General features: G+C 45.2%; 20 protein-coding genes. 4 read left to right on the forward strand and 16 right to left on the reverse strand.

The features are described from left to right. Positions 1–5 precede the first annotated feature (5 nt). Genes LYZ37_RS16440 through LYZ37_RS16500 form a run of 13 tightly spaced genes read right to left on the reverse strand, consistent with a single transcriptional unit; the run spans position 6 to position 11,598 of the window. Positions 6–626 (reverse strand): DUF3261 domain-containing protein, encoded by a 621-nt coding sequence (locus LYZ37_RS16440; RefSeq protein ID WP_272787959.1) that lies wholly within the window; start codon positions 624–626, stop codon positions 6–8. Beyond that, a complete protein-coding gene (locus LYZ37_RS16445; RefSeq protein WP_272787960.1) occupies positions 623–2,974 on the reverse strand; it encodes an MMPL family transporter in 2,352 nt (783 codons plus the stop codon). Before LYZ37_RS16445 ends, LYZ37_RS16440 begins: the two co-directional genes overlap by 4 nt. Beyond that, positions 2,946–3,554, reverse strand: a complete 609-nt coding sequence (locus LYZ37_RS16450; RefSeq protein WP_272787961.1) for a LolA family protein — start codon at positions 3,552–3,554, stop codon at positions 2,946–2,948. The genes LYZ37_RS16445 and LYZ37_RS16450 overlap by 29 nt, the downstream gene beginning before the upstream one ends. Next, positions 3,551–4,000, reverse strand: coding sequence for an acyl-CoA thioesterase (locus LYZ37_RS16455; protein ID WP_004744624.1), 450 nt, complete (start codon positions 3,998–4,000; stop codon positions 3,551–3,553). Before LYZ37_RS16455 ends, LYZ37_RS16450 begins: the two co-directional genes overlap by 4 nt. After that, positions 4,000–5,553: an HAL/PAL/TAL family ammonia-lyase gene (locus LYZ37_RS16460; RefSeq protein WP_272787962.1), complete on the reverse strand. Its 1,554-nt coding sequence runs from the start codon at positions 5,551–5,553 to the stop codon at positions 4,000–4,002. The genes LYZ37_RS16455 and LYZ37_RS16460 overlap by 1 nt, the downstream gene beginning before the upstream one ends. Beyond that, entirely contained in the window at positions 5,534–7,246 is a 1,713-nt protein-coding gene (locus tag LYZ37_RS16465) for a glycosyltransferase family 2 protein (RefSeq protein WP_272787963.1), read from the reverse strand. The genes LYZ37_RS16460 and LYZ37_RS16465 overlap by 20 nt, the downstream gene beginning before the upstream one ends. A 1-nt stretch (position 7,247) precedes the next feature. Further along, a complete protein-coding gene (locus LYZ37_RS16470; protein WP_272787964.1) occupies positions 7,248–7,607 on the reverse strand; it encodes an ApeI family dehydratase in 360 nt (119 codons plus the stop codon). Positions 7,608–7,613: 6 nt separating this feature from the next. Further along, the gene (locus LYZ37_RS16475) at positions 7,614–8,990 is read right to left on the reverse strand and encodes an AMP-binding protein (RefSeq protein WP_272787965.1); all 1,377 of its coding nucleotides are present in this window, start codon (positions 8,988–8,990) and stop codon (positions 7,614–7,616) included. Continuing rightward, positions 8,987–9,556 (reverse strand): hypothetical protein, encoded by a 570-nt coding sequence (locus LYZ37_RS16480; RefSeq protein WP_272787966.1) that lies wholly within the window; start codon positions 9,554–9,556, stop codon positions 8,987–8,989. The genes LYZ37_RS16475 and LYZ37_RS16480 overlap by 4 nt, the downstream gene beginning before the upstream one ends. Continuing rightward, positions 9,556–9,813, reverse strand: a complete 258-nt coding sequence (locus tag LYZ37_RS16485) for an acyl carrier protein (RefSeq protein WP_171320567.1) — start codon at positions 9,811–9,813, stop codon at positions 9,556–9,558. The genes LYZ37_RS16480 and LYZ37_RS16485 overlap by 1 nt, the downstream gene beginning before the upstream one ends. Positions 9,814–9,828: 15 nt before the next feature. Continuing rightward, positions 9,829–10,089: a phosphopantetheine-binding protein gene (locus LYZ37_RS16490; RefSeq protein ID WP_004744631.1), complete on the reverse strand. Its 261-nt coding sequence runs from the start codon at positions 10,087–10,089 to the stop codon at positions 9,829–9,831. 16 nt (positions 10,090–10,105) lie between these two features. Beyond that, on the reverse strand, positions 10,106–10,870 hold the full coding sequence (locus tag LYZ37_RS16495; RefSeq protein WP_272787967.1) for a lysophospholipid acyltransferase family protein: 765 nt from the start codon (positions 10,868–10,870) through the stop codon (positions 10,106–10,108). Continuing rightward, positions 10,870–11,598, reverse strand: coding sequence for a beta-ketoacyl synthase chain length factor (locus LYZ37_RS16500; protein ID WP_272787968.1), 729 nt, complete (start codon positions 11,596–11,598; stop codon positions 10,870–10,872). The genes LYZ37_RS16495 and LYZ37_RS16500 overlap by 1 nt, the downstream gene beginning before the upstream one ends. A 70-nt stretch (positions 11,599–11,668) precedes the next feature. Here LYZ37_RS16500 and LYZ37_RS16505 point away from each other — a divergent pair, with 70 nt between their 5' ends. The 4 genes from LYZ37_RS16505 to LYZ37_RS16520 all read left to right on the forward strand — a co-directional run bounded on the left by LYZ37_RS16505 (position 11,669) and on the right by LYZ37_RS16520 (position 14,779). Further along, a complete protein-coding gene (locus LYZ37_RS16505; RefSeq protein ID WP_171320570.1) occupies positions 11,669–12,061 on the forward strand; it encodes a hypothetical protein in 393 nt (130 codons plus the stop codon). A 30-nt stretch (positions 12,062–12,091) separates the two neighbouring features. Further along, positions 12,092–13,159 (forward strand): class I SAM-dependent methyltransferase, encoded by a 1,068-nt coding sequence (locus tag LYZ37_RS16510; RefSeq protein ID WP_272787969.1) that lies wholly within the window; start codon positions 12,092–12,094, stop codon positions 13,157–13,159. 5 nt (positions 13,160–13,164) lie between these two features. Continuing rightward, entirely contained in the window at positions 13,165–14,412 is a 1,248-nt protein-coding gene (locus LYZ37_RS16515) for an NAD(P)/FAD-dependent oxidoreductase (protein WP_272787970.1), read from the forward strand. Positions 14,413–14,527: 115 nt separating this feature from the next. Continuing rightward, entirely contained in the window at positions 14,528–14,779 is a 252-nt protein-coding gene (locus LYZ37_RS16520; RefSeq protein ID WP_272787971.1) for a DUF3081 domain-containing protein, read from the forward strand. Positions 14,780–15,140: 361 nt separating this feature from the next. On the opposite strand, the gene LYZ37_RS16525 is transcribed toward LYZ37_RS16520, so the two are convergent. From LYZ37_RS16525 to LYZ37_RS16535, 3 genes are all read right to left on the reverse strand, one after another. Next, positions 15,141–16,472, reverse strand: a complete 1,332-nt coding sequence (locus LYZ37_RS16525; protein ID WP_272787972.1) for a hypothetical protein — start codon at positions 16,470–16,472, stop codon at positions 15,141–15,143. A gap of 183 nt (positions 16,473–16,655) precedes the next feature. Continuing rightward, positions 16,656–17,960 (reverse strand): dicarboxylate/amino acid:cation symporter, encoded by a 1,305-nt coding sequence (locus LYZ37_RS16530; protein ID WP_239851530.1) that lies wholly within the window; start codon positions 17,958–17,960, stop codon positions 16,656–16,658. A 329-nt stretch (positions 17,961–18,289) separates the two neighbouring features. Continuing rightward, entirely contained in the window at positions 18,290–19,786 is a 1,497-nt protein-coding gene (locus LYZ37_RS16535) for a phospholipase D family protein (RefSeq protein WP_272788413.1), read from the reverse strand. Positions 19,787–19,947 lie beyond the last annotated feature (161 nt).

Raw genomic sequence — 19,947 nt, forward strand, 5'->3', positions numbered from 1 at the left:
GATGGCTATCTATGGTGTTGTCTATTAAATTGCAGTGTTTTAATTGTAATAGTGTAGTTGTCGATTAAGTGATGGAAAATGATATCTCCGCTTAGCCTGTCCTTGTTGCTATATTGGATATCAATGACCTTTTTACCACTATTATCGAAAATTGCTCGGGTATTATAGTTATCAATTATTTGCCACCTTACCTTATTTAATGGGGCTTCCCAAGCAGAAACAGGCCAGAGCGTGATCATCAGGTTAAATAGTACCTGCTCTGGAGGAGGTAAGACGCCTCCTAGACCACTTAGTACCTCGGTTGTGATCTCATCATCTTGATAGTTAAGCGATAATATTCGAGTCCCCCAAGATGAAAAGCCAGCTAAAACCAGTTTGTCGCCACTCACTTGTAGCTGAACAGGCAGCTGCTCTGTACGTTTTTGCTTATTGCTGTTCCATGTCGCTTCAATTAGTTGGCTTGCCGTTAGGGAATAACCTAGGTCGCTGGGTGTTGGTAAGTTAACTTGCTCCTGCTGAGTAATCTGAACAACGGGTGTGGTTGATTGTGGTGTTGAGCTACAGGCACTTACAGTCACACCAAGCAATGTGGCTAATAGCGTTTGGGATAGAAAACGTGACTTCATGATGGTTTCCTTTCTTCGATAGCCATAGGGGACAGCAACCAAGCAACGAAAATACCGCTCAACACTGTGATACCAAAGCTATGAATGGCGTGCGTCTGGCTTAGTGACAGCAAGCCAAACGAGAGCAATGTGGTCATCGCCGAAAGCGTAATTGCCAGTAATGTACTTTGGCTACGCGCTTTTTCAGCAAAAAACAGAGTGTAGTCGATGCCAATCCCAATAATGAGAATAAGTGCGAGTAAATTGAACAGATTCAGTGTAGATCCTACGGCTGAAGCGGTCGCTAAACCGGCAACACAGGCAATCAAAGAAGGCATCAAAATCTTGATTGAATGCTTGAAACCATAACGTTTCACCAGTAGCAGTGCGATAACGGTAAGAGCTGCAATAAGCAACTCCATGACTTTAACTCGATAGTCGGCAAACAAAGCCGAGATCTCTTCGGCTTTATTGAGGTAGCTAATATCACTATGAATATTGGCAAATGCCTTAATCTCTTCTGGTTGCGAGAGCTCATTGAGAACAACGACCCCGGCGGCTTTACCTGCGATTTTGCCGATATAGAGAAAGCGCACTGGCTCTGAAACAGTATGCTCAAGATACTCTTGCAGTGTCACTTTCGATAACGGAGCAGACAAACTAGGTACTTCGGAGAGCTTTAATGTATCGCGGAGAAGAGTACCTTGCTGCTGATACAAATCTTGAATCAGTTGATAGTTTTGCTCTTGGCGAGTGGTTGAACTCAGGTACTGGCTTAGGCTCTGATAGCCTTGGATTTTACCTTCACGTTGCCATTCTTTTAGCTGTGTGTCTAAAGCTTCAAGCCTTTGCAGTAACGCTTCATCATTGGTAGCGGTCACGACTAACATCTGTTGAGACGATTGTAGGCCACTTAGTTGGGTAATGAACTCTTCCTGCTGTTTTAAACTCTCAGGCATGGCTTGAAGTTGCCTGATATCGTCATCGTAGTGCAAGCTTGATAAAGGCAAAATCGCTGCGATTAAGCAAATAAAAGGTAGCCCGTACTTAACCGCAGGTTTAGTCCACACAGTGAGCCACTGTTGCCAGAACCATTGCCCTGGAAGTTTTCTGTCAGCACTTGGGTTAACCGCGAGCACAGGATACCAAGCAGCGACAGTAGCGTAGGCGGCAATTAAACCAATTGAGGAGAACAGAGCCAGTTGTTGCAGCCCTGGGAAAGGCGCAATCAGCATTCCTAGGTAGCCGATTAAGCTAGTGATGAGCCCCATAGTGATTGCGGTAAAGATATGCTTAAGCCCTTTACGGCTGTCCCATTTTTGACCCGCGGCCAGACGTTCGGTTAAGTAGTGGAATGCGTAATCGATGGAGACGCCAATTAAGCTCGCTCCAAATACCAAGCTAAACAAATGTACGCTACCAAATATCCAGGTTGTTAGAGCTAACGCAGATAAAAGACCAACACCAATAGAAAGAAGTGCAAGTGATAACGGTGCTGCACTGCGGAAAACTCCAACAATTAAAATGATAACGCCTAATAGTGAGAACAAACCTATGGTGCTGATCTCAGATTTGGCGCTTTCAGTACCAAACTGGGCGTAAAACAGTACTCCTGTATGGAAGGTATTGGCACCAAATTGTTCGGCTAGCGAGTGCTCAATCGAAAGGATATCTGTGACACCTTGCTGTGCCGTTAAGCTATAAGGAGAGTCATTAAGCGTCGCACTGACAAGTATATATTTTTGCCCTTCAAACTCTGTAGTGAGGAAACCTTGGTCAAGGACAAAAGCCGAGCTCAACTGAGTTAGTTGAGAAAGGTAATCTCGAAAGAGGAGGAATGGATCGCTCGCGAGCTCTTGACCTGTCACACCAGAAAACGGGTTATACAGTGACTGAAGTACATGTTGGACCTGAGCTTGTGGTTGATTAGCTAACCTATCACGTTGCTCGGCAGTCAGCTGCTGGTAACGATGATCAAAATAGTAGGCCGCCCACTGACTTTGTTGCGCTGCGCTCACTTTGCCGACGACTTCGGCAAACAGCCCTGTTTGGATCAAATCTTGTTCTAATTGGCTGGCCGCCGCGAAGGCGCTCTCATCCTTGTTGGCGGTGACAACAAATACGACTTTGTCACTTAAATTGCCAGAGACAGATTCAAAGGCTTGTTCTGCAACAGGATCTTGCTGATTGATAGGCAGCAGCTTGAGGATATTGGTTTCAATCGGAGATTGGGCTGACCAGAGCCACTGCTTCGCAAGCATAGCAATAAACAACATAACTAAACCTAGCCATGCGAGTGCGATCTTTTTTGTTGTTTTTGCTTCTGCCAAGTTAGGGAGTTTAGAAGCTGAATTGCGCTTGTTCAGCATCCGTTAGGCTCTCTGGTTGATGAGTTTGATTGGAGAAAAGAATCTCGGTTTTATCACCACGAATTTCTTTTAAGGTCAGTTGATCAATGTTCTGATTTCCAACTAGGGTGATCGTTTCGAATACTGCATTTAATGGCGCTTGTTTCGGCGTCAGCTTAATCGTCCAGTCGCCGGAGGTCACCTTGAATGCAATGTCGAACTGTTCCTGCAGTGCTTGCGTATCACCATGGAAAACCGCCAAAAACACATGGCTGAAATAAAACGCCATTGGGTTGTCTTTTGCAGTGACGGTTTGTGGTTTTTGACCTGCAAAAGTTTGGCGCAGCTTATCTTCAGTCAGAACGAGATTAACTGGAAAAGGGATCGTTTGCTGCCAAAGTAGCCCTTGCTGTTTGCTTAATGTGAAATTGCCCTGTGAGCTAAGAGGTTGCTCGAACATTTCGATGTGTCGCAGTTGGGTGAAGTCACCGCGAACAATTTCATGCTGTGCAAGTTGAACTTGCAGCGACTCAAGATCAGTGACTGTAGCCGATGAAAATGGAGAGACAGCAAGCAGGGCGATTAACAGCCATTTTTTCATTCGGCAATTCTCCCGTGTTGGTGCCAGTATTCTATTTTATCAGTTAGCGCCTTAGGTGAGGCAAAACACATCTCTTCCGTTTCCATTGCCACTGCGACTTGCATTGTGTGACCCTTACACATTCTTTGTCCTGACTTGCTATCATAAATGACGTAATCGACGCGCAGTCGGTTTTCCCACTCGGTGAGTTTCGCGGTTACGCGGATCTCGTGGTTAAATGGAATCGCTTTTACGTACTTAACTTGAGTCCCTATGATAGGCCACATGTAGCCAGAGGCATTCATTGCTAGGTAGCCGTACTCAATCTTATCCATCATCACACGACGAGCTTCTTCAAAGTAGCGGAAGTAGTTACCGTGATAGATGACGCCCATTGGGTCAGCATCCTGAAAAGAGGTGACTAATGTCACCTCAGATTCGAGCGGAAATAGGATCTCTTGCTCCATTATGACTCCGAGTACAAAGACCAGTGACGCTGTTGAATACGTGTAATAAAGTGGCGCAGATCTTTCTCCAATGGACGATCTTCTGCGACAAATTCAAACTCTCCAAGTACGGCATCACGAATCATCTTTAGATTGTCGCTCATGTGGTGCTCATCGAGCTCATTATGACGGCGACGAATCTCTACCGCTTGAACACTTGCCAAAAGCGAAGCGGCAGCAACTTGTTCAGTCAGCTCTAATACGCGAATACAATCACGCGCTGCAATGGTGCCCATGCTGACTTTATCTTGGTTATGACATTCCGTTGAGCGAGAGAAAACACTGGCTGGCATGGTGTGTTTTAGTGCCTCTGCTGTCCAAGCCGAGATGCCAATTTGTACCGCTTTGAAGCCATGGTTAATTGGTTTACGTTCGCCTTCAGCACCCGTTAAGTTGAATGGTAAGCCGTTATTGAATTTGTAATCCATTAGCTGCGCCATTTGGCGGTCGAGCAAGTCAGCTAAGTTAGCGATACCTGTTTTTAGCGTATCCATTGCCATCGCAATATGGCCGCCATAGAAGTGACCACCATGTAGAACGCGTTCGTTGTCGCCATCGATTATTGGGTTGTCGTTGGCACTGTTTAGCTCGTTCTCAATCATTGAACGTAGCCAAGGTAGTGAGTCTTGTACTACTCCGATAACATGGGGCGCACAGCGCAGTGAGTATCGGTCTTGTAGTCGGTCACTGTTGCGCGGTGGACGATCCGCTTTTAGATCATCACGTAACCAAGCTGCGACCTGCTGTTGACCCGGGTGAGGTTTAACCGCAAACAGAGCTTCATCGAAGTGGAAGTCGTTACCATGCATGCCGACAGAAACCATGGCAGTAATCTTGGTGCAAAGCTGCGCTAAGTACTCGGCGCGTTTATAGGCAAGACAAGCCAAAGCGGTCATGACGGATGTACCGTTCATCAAGGCTAGACCTTCTTTTGGCTTAAGGTGAATAGGATCAATGCCAAGTTCGGCATACACTTCAGCGGTAGGGCGAACTTCACCTTTGTAAAGGACATCACGTTCGCCAATTAATGCTGCAGCCAAATAAGAAAGTGGAGTAAGGTCGCCACTGGCACCAACAGATCCTTCTTGAGGAATACGCGGCGCAATATCCTGATTGATCAGAGTAACGATTTGGTTAAGCAGATCATGGGTAACGCCAGACACACCTTGCGCTAATGAGCAAAGTCGCGTTGCGAGTACTGCTCTTGCTTGTTCATGAGAGAGCACCTCACCTAATCCACAGCCGTGGAAGCGAGTTAAATGCAGTGGCAGTTCGTCGACAAGGTTAGGTGGAATCGCAACGGTACAAGAATCGCCGTAGCCAGTTGTAACACCGTAGATGACGCCTTCTTCTTTCAGCAGGCGCTCTAAAAACGCAACACCGCGATCGATCTTTGCAGTGAATTCTGGTGAATTATTGAGGCTAGCATTGGCACCTTGGGCAATGGCAACCACGTCTTCTATGGTTAGCGCCTGTGCGCCAAACTTAATGGCGTTAGTGTTTTGCTTTGTCATCGTTCTGATTACTTAATGTCCAAAAATTGAAAAAATTATACCACTGCAAGGGTGCTTGCAGGGTGTAGTGTTGCAGTCGATTAGCATAATCCTGCACCACTTTCTCTAGCGCTTGCTGACGTTCTTTACGTGGAAGAACGATCTTGTCGCTAAACGGTTCGAAATAGACGTCAAAGTGAGGTTTCTCACATGAATCATCTCTTAAGCCAAATAACAGGTAAACAGGCGCTTTGAGCACTGAAGCCAGCATAAATGGGCCTTGCGGGAAGGGAGCAGGTTTACCTAAAAATTCTGCCCACACAGAGCGACTTTCTTTGCTGGTGGAAGTGCGGTCACCGACAATAACCACCCACTCACCTTGCTCGATTTTTTGCTGGAGTAAAATCGCGGTATCAGGCCCCATCGAGCTCACCTGTATCAGATTTAACTCAGAACTTGGGTTGACGGCCTTCATCACGGTGTTGAATCGCTCAGCATGTTCAGTAAAGACGAGAGCGTTAATCTTGACGTGTGAATGTCGTCGGCCAAGCGCACGGCAAAGCTCGATATTACCTAAGTGCGAACCAAGAATAAGTACCCCTTGGTTATTGTCGACCATCTCTTGGAAATGTTCTTGACCGTGAATGGTTAGATTATCGACATTGAAGTCACCTTTCCAAGCGGCCAGTTTATCCAGCATGGTATGACCAAACGAGAGTAAATGCTGATAGCTATCTAATCCATTGGGCAGAGTGAGCGAGTGTTGCTGAGCGTAACTTTTCAGCTGCTTGAGATAAATCTCAGAGGCTTGTTTCGCCTCTTTGCCAGTTAGGTGATAGTAACGCATGACAACTTTGAGGATCAGGTTGAACACTTTACGCCCCAGCAAGCTGTAGATCGCGAGCATCAGTTTGATACCAAAGATGGTGCCTTGCTCTTGTCGTTTAGACCAGTGTGCATCTTTATTGGCAGCGTTCTTGCGACGGTTACGCGCCAGTAGACGAGGGATTCTTGGCAACATGGCGAAGAAAAGTCGCGTGTGCATCCAACTGATTTTAACGTTGTCCCACAGAGCATCAAAGTGGGAGATGCCGTCTTCAGGGTAGATAACGCGAGTTTCAACAAAATCAATCTCGACTCCTTCCCAATACATACGCACAAGAATTTCGATATCGAAATCCATTCGTGTGCCGATGTCGTACTTATCGAGCACGTCTACGGTTTTGGCAACTGGATAGGCTCGAAAGCCGCACATACTGTCTTTGATGGCAAACGACAGTGTCTCTATCCAGACCCAAACGTGAGTCGCGTATCGACCATATAAGCGCGATTTAGGCACGCTATCATCGTAGACGGGCTGACCAGAAATGAGGTGATAGGGGTTTTGCTGTGAAGACGCTAGCAGATTAGGCAGCGCTTCTACATCGTGCTGCCCATCGGCATCAATCTGTACCACATGACTGTAGCCAAGCTCTTTCGCTTTGCGAATACCGGCCATGACTGCGCCACCTTTGCCCGAATTCTCAGACAGAGTGACCAGAGTAATATTGTCTTGCTCGGCTATCTGTTGAAGTGCGTGTTTAGTTTCATTATTGCTGCCGTCATCCACCACAATAAAAGGTAATGAAAAAGGTTCGAGCGATGACACCACAGCAGCGATTGTGCTGCCATGGTTATAGCAAGGGATAAGGAAACAAGGTTGGTAATTTTCCACGTTACTGACCTAACTTCATTTTACCTGAAGAGTGAACAACCAACCTCTCACCTTGTTGTGAACTGTACTTGAAGGCGAGCTTTTGCTTTGTTTCATCCCAGTTCAGTGCGAGGTTTACTGTCATATCTGGCAAGATGGGCTCTTGGAATTTAATCACTTCCATGCCTTTAAAGGTCGGTGGAGTGTTTAACTGTTCAACGGCGTAATACAGCGCCCAATCGATTTGGCTGACGCCCGGTAGCAACGGGAAATCAGTAAAGTGACCACGAAAATCCAATATGTCAGCATCCACTTTAAAAGTTAAAGTCGTTTCTGAGTCTATTGTCTTTACATCTATTATCGTTGGTTTTCTTTTATCCATGTTCTTTTATTCTTGGAATAGCTTTTCAATTTCAGCGACTTGTCGCTTACCTTGACTGTTGAGCGGAATTTCAGCTAGCACGCGATACTTTCTTGGAATCGCGATAGGCTCTAGCCAGTCGCGCAGACTTTTACGTAAAGAGAGCCAGAACTTTCCTTTACCAAGTCGCTCCACCTCTTGCTGGCCTGCGTTGGTTAATACTATGACTGCGCAAAGTGTTAAACGGTTCCCATCTTGCATTGGAATGACCGCGCTTTCTTCAATGCAATCTAATTGTTCCAAACGTTTTTCCACCTCAACCAAAGAAATACGTTTTTCCTCAATTTTCACGACTCGGTCAGTACGCCCTTTTAGATCAAAGGTCACCTTATCATGGAAATGGCATTCATCCGCTGTTTGATACCACTCATCACCTGCAATGTGCGGAGCACGCAGTCTTAGACAATTTTCGCTATTTAGCTCTGCTTCTACACTCGGAAACAGCTGCCAAGGTGTCGTTGCGTCTTGCTGTTGTCTAAATGCAATCCCTCCGGTTTCTGTACTACCGAAGACTTCAATAGGAAGATGAGTAAACAACTCATTGCTGTGTTTGGCTGCACTTAGGGGTAAGGGACCGCCCGAGGAGAACACACAGCGTAGTGGCGAGCTAGAATGCTCTTCTGTCAAACGCTTAAGTAAGGCAGGACTACTAACCAAGACAGTATTGTCATCCGCGTGGTGGACAATTTGCTCAGGAAACTCAAGGTTGAACTGCGCAAACGGCCTGCCTGCACACAAGGGCCATAACAGGCGAAACAGTAAGCCATAGATGTGTTGGTGAGACACGGTACTTTCGATACGTGTATCTACCAAGGTTTGTCCCCACAGTGACTCTAATATTTCAATTTCAGTTGCAAGCTGTAAAAGCGTTTTGTTGATCGCTTTCGCTTTACCGCTAGAGCCGGAAGTGAACAAGGTTATCGAGATCTGTTCGAGTGATAACGCATCAAAGGAAACTTCTTTGCTCGTCCAATGTGTGTAGGGATTGAGCTGTAGTGCTTTCAGTTCGTGCGCTACCACGACTTGCTCATCATGGATAACGAGATCGAAATGTTCATTAAGCTCCGCTACGGCTTGAGTTTGGTAATTACCCGGTAGGATGATTGCTTTACTAGCATAACAACTGGCAAAGAAACTGACCGCAAATAGATAGCTGTTACCAAAGCACAGAGCGACGCGCTCTGCCGAATGTTGCGATAGCTGCTGAGAAAACTCAGCCACATCTTGTTGAAACTGACCCCATGTAATGGTTTCGTTTGGCTCGAATACCACTGGCTTTGTGCTTAAGCGCGATGCGTTCATAAGCGAAGCAAGTGAAGTAAATTCGGGGTTAACTAGGTTCATTTTGATGAGTGATCCTTACGAATAAACTGACGCACAACCCACTCAATTGCAAACAAGCTACCAGCAAGAATGTAGCTGATCAGTCCGTTGTATAGTGTCCAAACTTCGATAGGTTGGAAACAGGTATACAGGGCAGTCAAACCATTGAGAACAAAGAATAGACACCAAACTATGGTGACTTTACGCGTGTAATCAACACCGCTTTGAGGTAGGTCGGGTTCTTGAAGGCGTGCCAAACGTTCTATGATGGTCTGGGGCTGCTTCAAGCTAGAAGCAAACACAACCAGCATACATAAGTTGACAACAACAGGGTAGAACATCAACCAGCCATGTTGTTTGAACAGGATACCTAATCCAACGAGTGAGATACCCGTAACAGCGGTAACTTGCGCGACGTATTTGAGTTCTTTTAGTTTGGTACGATGTACGGACAGGAGGCGTGCTCCCAAGGCGGCGATCAATAGAATCCCCACCATGGAAAGGCCGTATTTATCTATGCCGAAGTAAACGGCGAATGGATAAGCGAGCAGGACAAGTGCAGACAGAACTGTCAGCAGTTGGCGCATTAGGCTTCCTTAAGAAGCTCAGTCACTGCGTTAACCACGTCTTCAACAGTACGCACAGTACTGAACTCAGCGGGTTTGATTTTTTTGCCTGTCACGTTCTGCAGGTGAACTACTAGGTCAACAGCGTCAATGCTGTCTAAATCAAGATCTTGATACAAGTGCGCTTCAGGCACGATATCCGCAGCATCAATCTCAAATAACTCTTCAAGCGCGTCCTTTACTTGAGCAAATACCTGTTCTTTATTTACATCTGTCATGGGTGTACCTACGGATTATTCACTGATCTGTGAAGAAATATACTTCGCTAAATTACTCACTGAAGCAAAGTGTTCGCGAGTATTTGAATCATCCGCATCGATGACAATGTTGTATTTCTTCTTAATCGCTAAACCTAGCTCTAACGCATCGATTGAGTCTAGGCCAAGACCATCACCAAACAGTGGAGCGTCTGTCTCAATATCGTCAATGGTTAAATCTTCTAGATTTAGTGCATCAATTATAAGTTGTTTTATTTCGTTGTGTAGTTTTTCCACTTGGGCCTACTTGTCACTAGTAATTTTCTGGAAAGATCGTCTCTGATAAATGCTGCTGCAAACGGCGAGCGGCAATTGTTGGGGACGTAGTTTGCTCTATAAATGGTTTAACCTCAACTTTATCCTTAACTTCAACAAGGAAAAAAGGCTTGGTAGGGGGAACTTGATACCATTTTGTCTCTTTTGTGAGAAAGCTCGGAGAAACGCTAATATGGATAACGCGCAAATCTCGTTCAGTTCGCACTGCGATTTGTGCTGAACCTCGTTGGAGTTTCGATTCAACTCCTGGTGTGGTTCGGGTGCCTTCTGGGAAAACGAGTAATACGTTGCCTTGTTCAAAACGCTCTTCGCATATTGCCAGCAAGTCATCAGGCGTTTCATTTGGAATGTAACCTGCTGCTTTAACAATATGCTTCATAAACGGATTGGCCCAAATGGCAGATTTAACTAAGCAGTCACATCGTTTCAATTGTGATGCAATTAAAACATAGTCAATAAGGCTTGGATGGTTGGCAACGATTAAGCAGTTTCTGTCTTGTTGTAGAAGTTCAGCGCCGACAATTTTGTAATCAATCGCACCAGTGAACTTCATCAGTTTACAAAACAGATTGAATGAACGCTGAATGGCACCTTGAACACGGTACTCTCGAACCGTTTGATCTTTGGTCAATAGGTGAATTGCGGGGATTACGACGAAACTCAGGGTTAAGCCGCCAAGGCCAAAAACAGAGAAGCAGAATCCCGTCGCGAAAACACGCCAATGTTGATCGAATGTTTTCATTAATTTCTCTGCCAAGTCCATGTCTGTTGTGGGGATTCAATTTTCCATTGGCTTTGATTAGACAAGAAATGACGGATGAATTCTAATCCTTGTGGCAGTGTTTGGGCTGATGTCTCGCTAGTTTGATGCTGCGATAGCGAGAAGCCGTTGCCATTTGAAACAACAAGTCCTAAGCCGTAACCGCGATAGCTCTGGTTTTCGTACTTCTCGTAAGCGTCAGGTAGTGGCTCATCGAAATCGACAACCAATACTTTGCTGTCTGGATGATCGTTTAAGTACAACCAGGCTTCGATAATCGCACTTTGGAACGTATTTTCTGAAGCAGCAATAGAAGTAAGAGGAATAGGTTTTTTGGTCGCGATGGTGGCAAGACCTGCTGCAGTATTGTGTACCGACTGAGAAAACGCCATCGGAGAAGCTTCTTCACCATTTAAGATATCGTCGACAAGTTTGACACTGCGGTGCAGCTCTCCATGACGACTGGCGAAGACCAGGTAGTCGACCTCGTGCTCGTTTAGGAGTTCAATGGTCGTTTGAACGGCAAGCTTGCTCAGATTACTCATTCTGCGGCGCATCATGGGTGGAATCGCAGAGGTAATTAATTTGTCCTCTTCAGGCCACTGTAAGCTATTTGCCCAACTTTCCCAGTTTTGAGACACTGAGAATCCGTTAGAATGCGCGAGCCACGCGTCGATGTTAAATGAGATGTTGATATCTGAATTTAGCATAAGATATTGAATTGTCGTTTTTACAGCGAAATACTATTAAAGACTAAACACCTAATAAGGAATTATTAATATGTCACCACTAAAGTTACTCAGCTCAGTATTGCTAGCATTGCTACTTGTCGGTTGTGGTCGCGTTCAGCCAGTAATGAACGTTGAGGATACTCCAGTTGCTTATAATCTTCAAAGTAAACAAGTTAAGATGGCGATTATGCAAGCTGCCATGAACCGCGGTTGGATCGTAGATGAAGTTTCTGAAAATGAGCTAAATGCGAAATTACACGTTCGCTCGCATTATGCGGAAGTAAAAATTCCATATAACGACAAGTTTTACTCAATTATTTATCTCAACTCAGAAAACTTAAAAGCAGGTGATGGCAAAATTCACCGTAACTACAATCGTTGGATTAACAACTTAAACGTAGATATTAAGAAGCAGCTTGCACTAACAGCGTCTGCACAATAATCATTTAATCAACTAATAGTTAGGTTTTTCGTGGTACAAGAAAACAAAGACCCGTTTAATGCTCTAGAAGCAAAAACAGAAGCTCAAAAGCTATCATTTGCTCCAATCGTGTTCCAAACAGCGCGCACTTTACGTGATTTAGGTATTTTGTCTGCACTAGATAAAGCTGGTGAAAAAGGTCTAAATGCGGCTGAGATTGCTCAGCAAACTCAGGTTTCTGAGTATGGCGTTAAAGTGTTGCTTGATATGGCGATCAGCGCCAATATCGTGTTGTGGGAAAAACCTAACTATTGCCTAGCAAACTTAGGCTTCTTTATCCTCCATGATGGCATGACCAATGCCAACATGGATTTTACGGCTGATGTTTGTTACGCGGCGATGATGCACCTCACTGAAGCGATTGTCGAAGGCAAACCTGCTGGCTTGAAGGAGTTAGGAGACTGGGAGACCATCTATCAAGGTCTGTCGACTCTGCCGGAACAAGCAAAAGAGAGTTGGTTTAAATTTGACCACTTCTATTCTGACCGTTCATTCCCGGTTCTACTTGAAGAAGTATTTAAAAGCCAACCGAAAACCCTTGTTGATATTGGTGGCAACACGGGTAAGTGGGCAATGCAATGCTGTAACTACAACCAAGATGTTGAGATTACCATTGTGGATTTACCTCAACAGCTTGAGATGGCAATGAAAAATGCCAAGGAGCAGGGCTTTGCAAATCGAGTTCATCCGCATCCTGCCAATATGCTCGATAAGCAGCAAGTATTGCCAGAAAGCGCCGATGTTTGGTGGATGAGCCAGTTCTTAGATTGCTTCTCGCCAATGGAAATTCTTAATATCCTCAAGAAAGTCAAAGGTCAGCTTCGCGACGGCGATTCGATTTACATTCTTGAGTTGTTCTGGGACGCGCAAAAATACGACGCCGCTTCTTTTAGTTTGAATGCCACTTCTCTCTACTTTACCTGCCTAGCCAATGGCAATAGCCGTTTTTATCGTAGCGACGATTTCTTAGAGATCATTGAAGCAGCAGGTTTAGTCGTTGAAGAAAGAACAGATAATATTGGTCTTGGGCATACGCTGCTCAAGCTAAAATCACAATAAAAATTATGAAAAAAGAAATTACCCAAGTCGTTGTAGTTGGTGCAGGGCCTTCAGGTTCTACCGTTTCTGCGTTGTTAAACGCGCAAGACATAAACGTAATTGTTATCGAAAAGGCGCAGTTTCCACGCTTTTCTATAGGAGAAAGTCTACTTCCCGCGTGTATGGAAGTGGTAGAGCAAGCTGGCATGCTTGATGCGGTTAATAAATACGGCTTTCAGTACAAAGATGGCGCAGCGTTTAGACGCAATGGCGTATACACCCAGTTTGATTTCACAGATAAATTCACTTCAGGTCCAGGGACGACGTTCCAAGTTCTGCGAGGTAATTTCGATAAAGTCCTCGCTGATAGCGCAGAGACTCAAGGGGTAGAAATTCGATATCAACATGAATTAACTGAACTTGAGTTTGTTGGTGATCGCTCTTTGCTGACAGTTAAAGATGAGCAGGGTGAGAGCTACCAAATAGAAGCAGACTATGTGCTGGATGCGAGTGGCTTTGGGCGAGTGTTACCAAGAATGCTCGACCTTGAAGAACCTTCTTGTCTTCCGCCACGCAAAGCTATCTTCACCCATATCGTTGATAACATTGACCCACAAGCGTTAGAGTACGACCGCAACAAGATTCTAATTTCAGTGCACCCTGAAAATCACGATGTCTGGTACTGGTTGATTCCGTTTTCCAATGGAGTATGTTCTTTTGGTGTGGTGGGGGAACCTGAGTTCTTTGACCGCTACCCGGAAGATAAAATTGCCGCTATTAAGCAATTGGCGAATGAAGAGTCTGGCTTAGCTCGTTTGCTTGCCAATGCAGAATATCCAAACCCTGCGGGAGAGCTAGGCGGATACTCAGCGAACGTAAAACAGCTCGCGACCAAACACTACGCTCTGCTAGGCAATGCAGGAGAGTTTCTTGATCCGGTATTTTCTTCCGGTGTGACCATTGCGATGAAGTCGGCCCAGTATGCTGCCGAGTGCGTGGTGAAACAGCTAAATGGGCAAGAGGTGGATTGGAATCAAGAGTATGCTAAGCCGCTGATGGTTGGTGTAAATACTTTCCGAACTTATGTCGAAGGCTGGTATAGCGGTATTCTGCAAGATGTTATCTTCTACCAGAACCCCAATCCTAGAATTAAGCAAATGATCAGCGCTATCTTAGCGGGGTATGCATGGGATCTAGATAACCCATACGTTAAGAATAGCGATCAACGATTAAAAACATTGTCAGAGCTAGTTCGCGAAAACAATAACGCTTAGAGTTTTGATTTGGCTCAAGCTTGGAGATGGCGAAAACCTCAATCACCGCTCATACTTTTTAGTAATCGCTATTCGAACCATTTACGTAGGTTTGGATAGGGAAAGGAGGTGATCTATGAAGAACGAACTTGATCCAACCAAGGTTCTACAAGCTTACGAAACGGTGATGGCGAACGGCTCACCAACTGAGCATGGCAAGATCTATGAAGGTGTTGAAGCCTTCTCTGATTACGATGGGTACAATGTATATATGCGAGGTAATGGTGTCGAGCTAAAAATTGGCTTTCACAATACCTATCATCTTGATTATGACCAAGAGCATCTTAGAGATAGCTTCCTGAAAAAGATCGCCATGTTAGTGAAATAGAAAACACCATAAATAAGATAATGAATCTGCCCCAATGGTTGAGTAATCAATTATTGGGGCATTTTTTATGCGACAAGTGCTTGTAAGAGGGCGCGCTACTTGTTGTGTGTATTAATACGCTCCGTTTCAATAATCTTGATTTCTACACCTTGAACGCTTTTGGGGATCTTGTGCTCAATGACTAATTTAGGGAGGGCGCTATATATAACTAAGTAAGCCGCTCCACTGGACTCAGCAATGGCGACACCCACTACCCCTTCCGATTTTCATCCACTCGCCTTGCCATTGCTCTTGCAGCTTTATTACATCGGACAATTTCATTGGAGATATTAAAGCCCAGAGCGCACTGTGCTTTGTATTGCTAGAAGTTCGTAACAACCGTGTTGGAACATGAACTGGTGCCGGCTTCACAGAGCTTATGGCTATAGCTTGCTCCGCCTTTGTTATTAATGTGATCAGTATAAAAGCCAGAGTTACTCACGGTATCCACGACTGAACCATCTCGGTAAACATCGACATTTGAAGCTTCGCTACCAGACCATTCTAAGTTTACTTTATGGAAGCCTTTGACTTTATAGCCTGAAGCCGTCAAAGAGAAATCTCCGCTTGGAGGTGGAGGAGGTGGCGGTGCATCAGAGTCGATACTCACTCCAAAGCGCACCAATACAGGTTCAATCGGTGAGGCTATAGTATGCGAGGATGAACCCGCAAACAGCAATCCAACTGGATTGTTGCCATTGCTACTCACAATAAGTGAACCCGAATCTCCTCCGGCGCTAAATGTTCCCGGTGTGACAACGATTTGTCCGACAAAGAGCGCCAATTTCGTACAAGTTGAAGATCCCTCGTAGCAGACATTGACAGAAGCGTTAATGGCGTCAACAGTACCTTGAGTGAAACCAGTTGTTCGGCCATATTTCTTGACCGACATACCTATAACAGCCTCATTGACTGTGCTGTCGGGTGTTCCGTAACCATCGGCAGGAGTTGAAGTTGTTAGTTCACCTGTACTAGTGAGTGCGACAGCCGCATCCATAATGTTTGCGGAGCCATCAAATAGAATAGGCTCGTAATCGGTCAGTGAAGCGAAGGTGTCGTTTTGTTCAGTACCGCCGTCGAAAGGCCCTGGTTGTAGCATATTTTCCGGCACATTAGTGTCATTGGAATTGGCAAATACATGATTGTTACTGAGAGCAAAAACGTTAGTGCCATTTGTTACACGAGCGCCAATTGTACCTGCTGTGATCGCTGGGTGACCTGTTGAAACTCCGATTGGTACGGGGCGCTCAAACCGAGCTGTTGGGTCGACAGGGTCAGGTTCGGGATCAGGATCGGAAAAACACTCAGGGGGACGTTGCGATGGTGGCCCTCCACATTTTGGAGGAGCGAGGGAATAAAACTGGCCCGTATAAACTTCTTTAACCGCAACGCCATCCAACCATTTTGGTGTGCCTTTAGGCTTGGGATCGTGAGTAAAGACAACAATGATACCTTGGCCATTTTCATCAACCGCAAGGCCGTGACCTACAACACCGGTTGTCTGAAGTAGTTCTTGGCTGTGTTTCGCTTGAGCTGCGGCTGCAACGGCAAGACCGGGTGGTACGTCAAATGGAGGGGACGCTAAGGTGGTGATCGACCACAGTGCACTAGTTAACAAGCTAACTAATGATATCAACCAATGTTTGAATAGCATAAAGCAACGCTCCCCTAAAAGTTTAATTAACAATTATGTCAATTATGGTTTGGAAATACCTGCTTTGCGTATGGTCAAAGGGAAGAAATTGACCACAATTGAGGGATTGGAAAGAAACTGTTTGACTAGAAAGAGAAAACCCGAGAAATAAAATTTCTCGGGTTGGTATCATTGAATTTGAAATTACACTTCAGAGTGTTTGAGATGAACTTCTTCTTCTTTTACACCCGCCATTGGGTCATTGAAGCGATTTTCATCTAGCGCACCTTCGGATTTAGCAACAATGATGGTCACTGCACTATCACCTGTGATGTTTACCGCGGTACGGATCATATCAAGTAGACGGTCTACACCCATAATAAGAGCGATACCTTCTAGTGGTAGACCAACTTGGTTTAGCACCATGGCTAACATGACAAGACCAACACCTGGAACACCCGCAGTACCAATTGACGCTAGAGTTGCCGTCATGATCACCATAAGGTAATCACCCATAGTGAGATCAATGTTGAATGCTTGAGCAATAAACGCGGTCGCGACACCTTGCATGATCGCCGTACCGTCCATGTTCACTGTTGCGCCCAATGGCACAGTGAATGAAGAGACACGGTTTTCAACACCCATACGGTTCTTCGCTGTTTCCATTGTGACTGGAATCGTCGCATTTGAAGAAGCCGTAGAGAAAGCAAACATGATCGCATCTTCCATCTTCTTCAAGAAGGTAATTGGGCTAAGACCCGTAAAGCCTTTTAGCATCACGCTGTAAGTCACTAGGCCGTGCAGCAATAGCGTTCCTGCTAGTACAAGGAAGTACTCCGCTAGATTGACGATAGCGCCAAGACCTAAGCCAGTGAATAGCTTGGCCATCAAGAAGAACACACCGTATGGCGCAAGGTTCATTAGGATAGCAACAAGCTTCATGATCACTTCATTGAGATCTGAGAAGAAAGAGGCAATACGCTCGCCCGGTTTACCCGCAGCGCTGATTGCAATACCAAAAAGCACAGCAAAGACGATAACTTGAAGGGTTTTACCTTCTGCCATTGCGCTAATTGGGTTGGTCGGGAACATATCAATGATCACCTGACCAAGAGAGGGTGCTTCCGCCGATTTAAACGAGCTTGCGGCAGTTAAGTCTGCACCTGCGCCCGGCTGGAAAAGGTTACCCATGGTAAGGGCAAGAGTGATGGCAACGGCTGTGGTTGCAACATAGAACGCGAGTGTTTTACCACCCATACGACCCAGTGTAGAAAGGTCTTTTAGAGAGCTTGTACCGCAAACTAGTGAAACGAAGACTAGTGGGACAACAAGCATTTTCAAGCTAGCGACAAAGATCTGGCCGCCGACTTCAAATAATCCATTTACAATATATGCATCGACAAATCCGTTGTCAGCAAAGAGACTGCGAATCGCAAATCCTGTCAAGATACCCGCAACCATACCTAGAATTACGCGGCTGGTTAGCGACATCGGTTTCTTGGTATTCATAGTGAACACTCCTTATAGTTATGCACCTTGAGTTCACTTCAAGGCGAGCAGGAGGTTAGCAGGCAGATCGAAAAATCAAAAAGCAAAATAACTGACTAGATTTATAGATGTGACATTCATCACTAGAATTTTATGTCATTTAACAGGTTTTTAACCAGTATGATTAACGGAATTATCTATAAAACCCATTTTGTAACACGGAAAAGACTGCTTGTTAATATATACGGGTTTCTCATTACTTGAGAATCTAAATGCATATACTGGTATGAGGTGTTAAAAACTGCATATATAGTCGAGGCTTATGCAGTTTTTAACATGAAATCATAGGGCTAGAGTTGTTCTTCAATTGGCAGTAATCCCGAAACCCAAGCGCCCATTTTTCGCCAAATACTGGCGTCTGGTTCAGAGGTTAACAATTCCCCAGAAGAGAGATCTTTCCACGCAATGTCACCGTCTTGAATGACTATTTGATAGGCATTTTTCTCTAAGCTTTTTGGTAGCTCTTCGAGAGATTCTTCTACAAAGCGCTTTTGTTCTATGACCACTGCCATTTCTGTGTTGAGGTATGCAGAGCGAGGGTCCCAGTTCATAGAGCCGACAAATAGAGTGTTTCCATCGATGAAAATCATTTTGGCGTGCAAACTTGAACGACTGCTACCTGTTACACTCCATTTACTTTCAAGATCGGCACTGGCTTTGGTTTCCCATAGTTCTACCCCACCTTTGACGAGCGCTTCACGGTATTTCGCATACCAGCCATGAACGGCAAACACATCGTTTGAGGCGAGACTGTTAGTCACAACGGTAACGTCTATTCCTCGTTGAGCCGCTTCTACCAAAGCGGTTGTTCCAGATTCGGTAGGAACGAAATAAGGAGAAATCAGTACAATTGAGGAATCAATATCTGCTAGTAGTTCACTTAAATTATCAACCAGTTGGCTCTGCTGTGTGGCGACTTTGTCAGGTAAGTCATACCAAACAACACCTTCTCCCCAATACATATCCAAATCACCTGCGACGAGCTGCTCGTATAGATCTAACTCAGTGAAGTCGTATTGTCCTTCGGAGAACTTTTCGCCGAGCTTTCTTTTCGCGACTTCTTGTTCAATAGCGCTGTCATTTGGGCGTTCTGCATTTTCAACGATCCACTCCATTGGAATGGCGTAAAGGCTGTTCCAATAGAGGTCAAACTGCTCGGCGGTTTGTTCAACGGCTTTACCATATAAAAGCACATCAAAGTCACCAAACTCGACATTAGACTCAAATGAAAAGTACTCATTGCCTATGTTGCGTCCACCTACGATAGAAGCAACGCTATCGGCAGTGAAAGACTTGTTGTGCATACGTCGATTGAGTCTTTGGAAGTCGCTTGCCATCGCTATTATTCGGGCACTTCGATAGTGGTGAGGGTTAAACAGGCGAATCTCAATGTTCGGGTGGGTATTGAGTGCAGCCAGTTTATCATCACCTCTATCCTGCATATCATCGAGCAGCAAGCGAACCCTAACCCCTCGCTCCGCTGCCTCGTAGAGTCGCCAAGTCAGGAGTTGGCTTGTCTCGTCATTACGATAGATGTAGTACTGTAAATCAAGCGAACTTTGTGCCGATTCAATCAAGGCTAGGCGGGCTAGAAGAGCGTCTTCGCCTTGATCTAAGGGTAAAAATCCAGTCAGGGAAGGATCGGGGTGCTTATCAAACTCAAAGTATTTGGCGAGTGGGCTACTCTGTTGATAACCCAAATGAGTGGAGGTGGCTTTTTCAGGCAGCGTGCTTGGATCCACCGACGCACAGCCAACCAACCAAGTGAAACACAATAGTGTAAGCATGCGCCAAATGAGAGTGAACAAGCCTAGCCCCTTATGAGTGAGAAACAGTTAATAGACTGATTATAATATCATTTAGCGTTGTCACCACTAATCCAACCAATTACGTGTATTGGTTTTAAGAGTTCATTGCTTTATGTTAGACGCATAACACAACAAATAAC

Source organism: Vibrio tubiashii (genome assembly GCF_028551255.1).
Lineage (GTDB): Bacteria > Pseudomonadota > Gammaproteobacteria > Enterobacterales > Vibrionaceae > Vibrio > Vibrio tubiashii_B.

Bases quoted from the DNA above. Each gene is read 5' to 3' on its own strand.
- LYZ37_RS16535 (WP_272788413.1), bottom strand. From the start codon at position 19,786: ATGCTTACACTATTGTGTTTCACTTGGTTGGTTGGCTGTGCGTCGGTG.
- LYZ37_RS16515 (WP_272787970.1), top strand. From the start codon at position 13,165: ATGAAAAAAGAAATTACCCAAGTCGTTGTAGTTGGTGCAGGGCCTTCA.
- LYZ37_RS16450 (WP_272787961.1), bottom strand. From the start codon at position 3,554: ATGAAAAAATGGCTGTTAATCGCCCTGCTTGCTGTCTCTCCATTTTCA.
- LYZ37_RS16480 (WP_272787966.1), bottom strand. From the start codon at position 9,556: ATGCGCCAACTGCTGACAGTTCTGTCTGCACTTGTCCTGCTCGCTTAT.
- LYZ37_RS16445 (WP_272787960.1), bottom strand. From the start codon at position 2,974: ATGCTGAACAAGCGCAATTCAGCTTCTAAACTCCCTAACTTGGCAGAA.
- LYZ37_RS16505 (WP_171320570.1), top strand. From the start codon at position 11,669: ATGTCACCACTAAAGTTACTCAGCTCAGTATTGCTAGCATTGCTACTT.
- LYZ37_RS16500 (WP_272787968.1), bottom strand. From the start codon at position 11,598: ATGCTAAATTCAGATATCAACATCTCATTTAACATCGACGCGTGGCTC.
- LYZ37_RS16440 (WP_272787959.1), bottom strand. From the start codon at position 626: ATGAAGTCACGTTTTCTATCCCAAACGCTATTAGCCACATTGCTTGGT.
- LYZ37_RS16530 (WP_239851530.1), bottom strand. From the start codon at position 17,960: ATGAATACCAAGAAACCGATGTCGCTAACCAGCCGCGTAATTCTAGGT.
- LYZ37_RS16485 (WP_171320567.1), bottom strand. From the start codon at position 9,813: ATGACAGATGTAAATAAAGAACAGGTATTTGCTCAAGTAAAGGACGCG.
- LYZ37_RS16525 (WP_272787972.1), bottom strand. From the start codon at position 16,472: ATGCTATTCAAACATTGGTTGATATCATTAGTTAGCTTGTTAACTAGT.
- LYZ37_RS16470 (WP_272787964.1), bottom strand. From the start codon at position 7,607: ATGGATAAAAGAAAACCAACGATAATAGATGTAAAGACAATAGACTCA.
- LYZ37_RS16495 (WP_272787967.1), bottom strand. From the start codon at position 10,870: ATGAAAACATTCGATCAACATTGGCGTGTTTTCGCGACGGGATTCTGC.
- LYZ37_RS16520 (WP_272787971.1), top strand. From the start codon at position 14,528: ATGAAGAACGAACTTGATCCAACCAAGGTTCTACAAGCTTACGAAACG.
- LYZ37_RS16460 (WP_272787962.1), bottom strand. From the start codon at position 5,553: ATGACAAAGCAAAACACTAACGCCATTAAGTTTGGCGCACAGGCGCTA.
- LYZ37_RS16475 (WP_272787965.1), bottom strand. From the start codon at position 8,990: ATGAACCTAGTTAACCCCGAATTTACTTCACTTGCTTCGCTTATGAAC.
- LYZ37_RS16455 (WP_004744624.1), bottom strand. From the start codon at position 4,000: ATGGAGCAAGAGATCCTATTTCCGCTCGAATCTGAGGTGACATTAGTC.